Annotated in this window: 6 protein-coding genes and 1 rRNA gene; all 7 read left to right on the top strand. The window is 76.2% G+C overall.

Annotated elements, in window-relative coordinates:
• Window positions 1–106 (top strand): 5S ribosomal RNA (gene rrf / locus FFT21_RS25920); the annotation flags it as partial.
• A gap of 565 nt (window positions 107–671) precedes the next feature.
• Window positions 672–1676 (top strand): tetratricopeptide repeat protein, encoded by a 1005-nt coding sequence (locus FFT21_RS25915; protein WP_225978768.1) that lies wholly within the window; start codon window positions 672–674, stop codon window positions 1674–1676.
• Window positions 1673–2692, top strand: a complete 1020-nt coding sequence (locus FFT21_RS25910) for an HAD-IIA family hydrolase (RefSeq protein ID WP_137816539.1) — start codon at window positions 1673–1675, stop codon at window positions 2690–2692. Before FFT21_RS25915 ends, FFT21_RS25910 begins: the two co-directional genes overlap by 4 nt.
• 68 nt (window positions 2693–2760) lie before the next feature.
• The gene (locus FFT21_RS25905) at window positions 2761–2976 is read left to right on the top strand and encodes a hypothetical protein (RefSeq protein WP_137816538.1); all 216 of its coding nucleotides are present in this window, start codon (window positions 2761–2763) and stop codon (window positions 2974–2976) included.
• Window positions 2977–3039: 63 nt separating this feature from the next.
• Entirely contained in the window at window positions 3040–3852 is an 813-nt protein-coding gene (locus FFT21_RS25900; protein WP_137816537.1) for a TlyA family RNA methyltransferase, read from the top strand.
• 91 nt (window positions 3853–3943) lie between these two features.
• Window positions 3944–4858 carry an NAD kinase gene (locus FFT21_RS25895; RefSeq protein WP_225978767.1) on the top strand — a complete coding sequence of 305 codons (915 nt, stop codon included), beginning with the start codon at window positions 3944–3946 and terminating at the stop codon, window positions 4856–4858.
• Window positions 4859–4895: 37 nt separating this feature from the next.
• The gene (gene recN / locus FFT21_RS25890) at window positions 4896–6707 is read left to right on the top strand and encodes a DNA repair protein RecN (RefSeq protein WP_192909750.1); all 1812 of its coding nucleotides are present in this window, start codon (window positions 4896–4898) and stop codon (window positions 6705–6707) included.
• Window positions 6708–6739: the final 32 nt, after the last annotated feature.

Below are 6739 nucleotides of genomic sequence, written 5' to 3'. Positions count from 1 at the left end.
TAGCGGTGGGGAAACGCCCGGTCCCATTCCGAACCCGGTAGCTAAGCCCGCCAGCGCCGATGGTACTGCACTCGTTGGGGTGTGGGAGAGTAGGTCGCCGCCGAACTTCTTCCCCGAAGGGGCTTGTGGTGGGGCACATCTCGGTGTGGCCTGAACCCAAGCCCCTTCGGCGTATGTGAGGAGGTTTGGTGGCCAGGTTCGAGGAGCGCCGCGGCGATCGGCCGCGCCGGGACGACCGCGGTGAGCGCGGCCGCCGCGCGGATGATCGGGACGGGCGCTCGGCTGGCCGGGAGCGGCGGGAGCCGCGCGACGGCTGGCCGCAACACACCGGTGACCGGCCGCGACACAGCGATGATCGCGGATCGGGATTCCCGGACCGGCGGAGCGCCGGCCGCGACCGGTCCGAAGACCGCGCTGGGCGCCCCGCGGATCGGCACCGGCGCGCCGACGATTCCCGGCACGGGCGCCCGGCGCCGGGCGAGCGACGCTCCCGCGGGGATGCCCCGGCGCGCCGGCGTGGTGCCGCGGGTGAGCATCGCGGCGAGCGCGGCCAGCGGTCCACCGACCGCGCGCCCGGCGATCGTGCCGCCGGCCGGCCCAGTGCCCGCGGGTTCGCCGGCGGTGGCCGGCCGGACCGGGCCGGTGGCCGGCGGCCCAAGCCGCCGAAACCGGTGAACTCGAGGGCGCCGAAGCCCGCCGAGGACGCCGAGCGTCGGCCCGCCGCGCCCGAACTGCCCGACGACATCGAGGCCGCCGCGCTGGACCACGAGATCCGGTCCGAGCTGCGCAGCCTGCCCAAGCCGGTCGCGGACTCGGTGGCCCGGCATCTGGTGGCCGCCGGCGTGCTGGTCGACACCGATCCGGAACGCGCGCTGGAGCACGCCAGGTACGCCCGCGGCAAGGCCAGCAGGGTCGCCGCGGTGCGCGAGGCCAACGGCCTGGTCGCCTACCACGCGGGGGAATGGTCCGAGGCGTTGGCCGAGTTGCGGGCCGCCCGCCGGATGGGCGGCGGGCCCGGCCACCTGGCCGTGATGGCGGACTGCGAGCGCGCCCTGGGCCGGCCCGAGCGGGCCATCGAGATCGCCCGGGAGGCGCGCGGCGAGCCGCTGCCCCCGGCGGAGGCGGTGGAACTGCGCATCGTGGCCGCGGGCGCCCGCCGTGACATGGGGCAGCGGGACGCGGCCGTGGTCGCTCTGCAGGGACCGGACCTCGATCCGCGCCGGCGGGACCCGTGGAGTGCGCGGCTGTTCTACGCGTACGCGGACAACCTGCTCGAGGCGGGCCGTTGGGAGGAGGCGCTGCGCTGGTTCCTCAACGCCGCGGAGGCGGACGAGGAGGGCGAGACGGACGCGGCGGACCGCGCGTTCGAACTGGCCCCGGACACCGAAGCGCTGGTCGAGGTCGCCGGCACGGGTCTTCCCGCGGCGGCGGCCGGGGAACCCGCTGACGCACACCCTGCCGCGGAAGCCCCCGAGGACACCGGCGAGACCACCCCCGCGCAGGCCGCCCGGGGCGCGGCGCCGACCACGGAGGGAAGTACCGGCGCGGGACCCGGTGCGAGCGGCGACACCGCGGCTGGGACAGTCGAGGGCGACGCGGAGACCGCCGAACCGGCGGGTGACCGCGCCGAGGAGCGCACGAGCGGGCGAGCCGAACGGGAGGCTGGCGAGCGGTGACCGAGCTGTTGCTGGACCGGTGTGACGCGCTGCTACTGGACCTCGACGGTACGACCTTCCGCGGCGGTCAGGCCGTACCCGGTGCGCCGCAGGTGGTCGAGGACATCCGGCGCGGCGGCATGCCGGTCCGGTTCGTCACCAACAACGCCTCACGCAGCCCCGCCGAGGTCGCCGCGCACCTGACCGAGCTCGGCTTCGCCACCGGCCCGGACGAGGTCAGCACCAGCTCGCAGGCCGCGGCCGCGCTGCTGACCCAGCGCCCGGTGGTCGGTGACGTGCTGGTCGTGGGCACCGAGGCACTGGCGGCCGAGGTGGAGGCCGCCGGCCTCACCCCGGTCCGCGCGTGCAGCCCGGACGTGGACGCCGTTGTCCAGGGCCACTCACCGGACACCGGGTGGCGCAACCTCGCTGAGGCGTGCCTGGCCATCCGGGACGGCGCGTTCTGGGTGGCCTGCAACGTGGACGCCACGCTGCCCACCGAGCGGGGTGAGCTGCCCGGCAACGGTGCCCTGGTCGCCGCGCTGCGCGCCGCCACCCGGGTCGAGCCGGTGGTGGCCGGCAAGCCCGAGCGGCCCCTTTTCGACCAGGCGGCCCGCTCGGCGGGCGCCCGCCGGCCGCTGGTGGTGGGTGATCGGCTGGAGACCGACGTCGCAGGTGCCACCAACACCGGCCTGGACGCGCTGCTCGTGCTTTCCGGGGTGACCACCGCGGCCGACCTGCTCGCCGCACCGCCCGGCCAGCGGCCCCGGTACCTGGCCGAGGACCTCGCCGGGGTGCAGCGGCCCGCGGACGAACTGGAGATCGGCGGCGACCGCTCGACGTGGCAGGCGCGGGTCGCGGACGGCGCCGTGGAGGTGCGCGGCGGCGGGTCACCGGGCGACCCGCTGGACCTGCTGCGCGCGGCGTGCGCGGCCTGGTGGGCCGCCGGGGAGGGGCCGGTGACCGTGCGCGCGCTGGACGAGGCGGCCCGTTCCGCCGTGGCCCAGCTCGGCCTGGGCGAACCGGCCGGGCGTTGATCAGCATCACTGTCGGCGCGTTCGGCTAGCTTTGTTGGCGTCACCGCCGACACGCACGGGAGTAGCACATGACAGCCGACCAGCCACCCACCCCGGTGCCCGGGCCCGCCGACCCGGAGGCGGTGCCGCGGCCCGGTCCGCCGCCGGATCCGACGGCCCGGATCGACGACGCCGTCGCCGGTCTGGAGGAGCTGGCCGAGCTGCCCGTCGCCGAGCACGTCGCCCGTTTCGACGCCGTCCACGCCGCGCTCGCCCAGGCGCTGTCCACGATCGACCAGGTCTGACGGCCCGTCTGGAACTGAAGGTGCCTGCGATGACGCGCGCGTTGAGGAAAAGGCGCTGAGGGAATGCCACGCAGGGCGCGGCTGGACGCGGAACTGGTGCGCAGGGGGTTGGCCCGGTCCCGGGAACACGCCTCGGAGCTGGTCGCCGCCGGCCGGGTGACCGTGCGCGGGCGGGTCGCCACCAAGGCCGCCACCGCGGTGGAGGCGGACACCCCGGTCGTGGTCCGCACCGGCGACGACCCGGGCTGGGCGTCCCGCGGCGCGCACAAGCTGCTCGGTGCGCTCGCGGCGTTCGAACCGGCGGGGCTGTCTGTGGCCGGCAGGCGGTGCCTGGATGCCGGCGCGTCCACCGGCGGGTTCACCGACGTGCTGCTGCGCAGAGGCGCGGCCGCGGTGGTCGCCGTGGACGTGGGCCGGGGGCTGCTGGACTGGCGGCTGCGCACCGACGACCGGGTCACCGTGCTGGACCGGACCAACGTGCGCTACCTGGCGCCGGAGGACGTCGGCGAGCCGGTGCAACTGATCGTCGCCGACCTGTCGTTCATCTCCCTGAAGCTGGTGCTGCCCGCGCTGCTGCGCTGCGCCACCCCGGACGCCGACCTGATACCCATGGTGAAGCCGCAGTTCGAGGTCGGCCGGGAACGGCTCGGCTCCGGCGGCGTGGTCCGCGATCCCGAGCTGCGCGCCGCCGCGGTGCTGGACGTGGTGGGCGCCGCGGCCGGACTGGGCCTGCGGCTGCGGGGTGCCACCGCGAGTCCGTTGCCCGGCCCGTCCGGCAACGTCGAGTACTTCCTGTGGCTGACGACGGCCGAGCCGCCGGCCGCCGAGCAGGCCGCCGACCTGGTGCATCGCGCCGTCCGGGAGGGGCCCCGATGAGGAGCAGCGGCAACCCTGGTGGGCGTCGTTCCGTACCGGCCCATCGACCACGGCCCGCGATCGCGGGGGCGCGCACACTCGCGGAGGACCAGTGACCGCATACCGTCTCGAGGAGGACCGCGAGATCCTCCTGGTCGTGCACACCGGGCGCGGCAGCAACCTGCGGCTCGCCGAGCAGGTCGCGGCCCGGTTCGTGAAGGCCGGGGTGCGGCTGCGGGTACTTGCCGACGAGGCTCCCGACCTCGACCCGGCCTGCTACGACCGGGTGGTGCCGGCCACCGAGCGGGCCGCCGCCGGCACCGAACTGGTGTTCGTCCTGGGCGGCGACGGCACCCTGCTGCGCGCCGCCGAGCTGGCCCGCCCCGCCGGGGTGCCGGTGCTCGGGGTGAACCTGGGCCGGGTCGGCTTCCTCGCCGAGGCCGACTCGGACGACCTGCACGTGGCCGTGGAGCACGTGGTCGACCGGCGCTACCACGTCGAGGAGCGGATGACCCTGGACGTCACGGCCACGCTCGGCGGCGAGGTGCTCGCGCGGACCTGGGCGCTCAACGAGGCAAGCGTGGAGAAGGGCAGCCGGGAACGCATCCTGGACGTGGTGGTCGAGGTGGACGCCCGCCCGGTGTCCGCGTTCGGCTGCGACGGGGTGCTGTGCGCCACGCCGACCGGGTCCACCGCATACGCGTTCTCCGCGGGCGGCCCGATCGTTTGGCCGGACGTGCAGGCGCTGCTCGTGGTGCCCAGCAACGCGCACGCGCTGTTCGCCCGGCCGTTCGTGGTGTCCCCGCTGTCCACGGTGGCGGTGGAGATCGCGCAGGACGGGCACCCCGCGGTGCTGTGCTGCGACGGGCAGCGCACCATCGAGCTGCCCGCCGGTTCCCGGGTGGAGCTGGTCGGCGGCAGCCTGCCGGTACGGCTGGTGCGGCTGCGCGAGGCCCCGTTCACCGACCGGCTGGTGCGCAAGTTCTCGCTGCCGGTCCAGGGCTGGCGCGGGCCGGCGAGCGGCTGACGGGTGACGGCTCGTCACGCACGACACAGAGCCCGCAATGTCATCCCGGGGCGCTAGGGTTCGTGCTGTGCTGGCCGAGATGCGCATCCAGGGCCTCGGCGTGATCGACGAGGCCACGCTCGAGCTCGGCCCCGGGTTCACCGTGGTCACCGGGGAGACCGGGGCGGGCAAGACCATGGTGGTGACCGGGCTGCACCTGCTCGGCGGCGGGCGGGCCGAGGCGTCCCGGGTCCGGACCGGCGCCAGGCGGGCCGTGGTCGAGGGCCGGTTCGCGTTACCGGAGGGCAGCCCGGCGGCCGGGATCGTCGCGGAGGCCGGGGCGGAGCCGGACGACGACGGCAGCCTGCTCGCGGCGCGGACGGTCAACCCGGAGGGCCGGTCCCGGGCGTACCTGGGTGGCCGGTCGGTGCCGGTTTCGGTGCTGGCCGAGCTGTCCGAGCAGTTGCTCGCCGTGCACGGCCAGAACGACCAGCTCCGGCTGCTGCGGCCGGCCGAGCAGCGGGCCGTGCTGGACCGGTTCGCCGGTGCGGCGGTGGCCGGGCCGCTCGCCGAGTACCGGCGGATCCGCGAGGAGTGGCAGCGGGTCGCCGCCGAGCTCACCGAGCGCGCCGAACGGTCCCGCGAACTGGCCAGGGAGGCCGACCTGCTGCGGCACGGCCTGGCTGAGATCGACGCGGTCGCCCCGCAGCCCGGGGAGGACGGGGACCTGGTCGCCGAGGCGAAGCGGCTGGCCGACGCCGACCAGCTCCGCGAGGCCGCCGCCGCGGCCCAGTACGCGGTCAGCGGCTCCCCGGAGGGAGATCCGGACGCGCCCGGCGCGCTGGGCGCCGTCGGCGAGGCCCGGCGCCGGCTGTCCGCATCCGAGGACCAGGCGCTGCGCGCCCTGGAACCCCGGCTGGCCGAGGCGGCCGCGCTGCTCGCCGACGTCGGCGCCGAGCTGAGCGGCTACCTGGACCGCCTGGACGCCGACCCGGCCCGGCTGGAGCAGGTGCTCGCCCGGCAGGCCGAACTCAAGCAGCTCACTCGCAAGTACGCCGCGGACGTGGACGGCGTGCTGGCGTGGGCCGAGCAGGCCCGCCAGCGGCTGTCCGGTTTGGACACGTCGGAGGAGGCGCTGGCCGAGCTCGCCCGCCGCCGGGACGAGCTGGCCACCGAGCTGGCCGGGCACGCCGAGCGGGTCACCGTGGAGCGCCGTGCCGCGGCGGACGCGCTGGCCAAGGCGGTCACCGAGGAGCTGGCCGGGCTGGCCATGCCGCAGGCCAGCGTCCAGGTCGTGGTGGAATCCCGGGCCGCCGAGCCGGGCGACGCCGCCGCGCTCACCGTCGGCGGCCGGGACCTGCACGCCGGCCCGGACGGGGTGGACGACGTGGAGCTGCGGCTGGTCGCACATCCCGGTGCCCCCGCGCTGCCGGTGCACAAGGGCGCCTCGGGCGGCGAGCTGTCCCGCGTGATGCTCGCCTTGGAGGTGGTGCTCTCGCACGCCGACCCGGTACCGACCCTGGTCTTCGACGAGGTCGACGCCGGGGTGGGCGGCCGGGCCGCGGTCGAGGTGGGCCGCCGGCTGGCCCGGCTGGCCCGCAGTCACCAGGTGATCGTGGTGACGCACCTGGCCCAGGTGGCCGCGTTCGCCGACCACCACCTGGTGGTGGACAAGAGCGCCACCGAGTCGGGCGGGGTCACCCGCAGCGGGGTGCGCCGGCTGGACGACTCCGAGCGGGTGGTCGAGCTGGCCAGGATGCTCGCCGGGCTGGACTTCACCTACAGCGGCCGGGCGCATGCCGAGGAGTTGCTCGCCACCGCCGAGGCCGACAAGCGCGAGTTCCACGGCGCCGGCGGCGACCGCCGCTAACCTGCTCGGGGCGCGCCGAACCCGCACGGCCA

This window comes from Gandjariella thermophila, from assembly GCF_005405885.1.
Lineage (GTDB): Bacteria > Actinomycetota > Actinomycetes > Mycobacteriales > Pseudonocardiaceae > Gandjariella > Gandjariella thermophila.
The sequence above is the reverse complement of the archived record's forward strand: the minus strand, read 5'-3'. Positions and strand labels throughout refer to the sequence as shown.

What these genes read in the sequence shown, in the direction of transcription:
- FFT21_RS25900 (WP_137816537.1), top strand. Translation starts at nt 3,040, where the DNA reads ATGCCACGCAGGGCGCGGCTGGACGCGGAACTGGTGCGCAGGGGGTTG.
- recN (WP_192909750.1), top strand. Translation starts at nt 4,896, where the DNA reads ATGTCATCCCGGGGCGCTAGGGTTCGTGCTGTGCTGGCCGAGATGCGC.
- FFT21_RS25905 (WP_137816538.1), top strand. Translation starts at nt 2,761, where the DNA reads ATGACAGCCGACCAGCCACCCACCCCGGTGCCCGGGCCCGCCGACCCG.